Below are 232 nucleotides of genomic sequence, written 5' to 3' on the forward strand. Positions count from 1 at the left end.
CATCCAGAGTTATTTGGTATTTAGGTAAAGAATTAAAAAAATTAGGAAATAAAATTACATATTTAGTGGCTAATGAATCTTTTTGTCCTTTTGCTGATGTTATTTATATAGATGAAACTAAAAAAATCAATGAGCAAATTCCAGCAGATACTGATATTGTTCATTTAAATTCTGAAATAGATGAAAAATTAAATAAACCTGCTCTGCTCACTGTACATGGTAATACATATAA

1 protein-coding gene is annotated in these 232 nt (G+C 25.9%); it reads left to right on the forward strand.

From position 1 onward, the window contains the following. A partial coding sequence (locus FQ668_RS28770; RefSeq protein ID WP_256677692.1) for a hypothetical protein occupies positions 1 to 232 on the forward strand: 232 nt, incomplete at both ends.

The organism is Pseudomonas sp. Kh14 (assembly GCF_900291005.1).
In the GTDB taxonomy this organism is placed as follows: Bacteria; Pseudomonadota; Gammaproteobacteria; order Pseudomonadales; family Pseudomonadaceae; genus Aquipseudomonas; species Aquipseudomonas alloputida.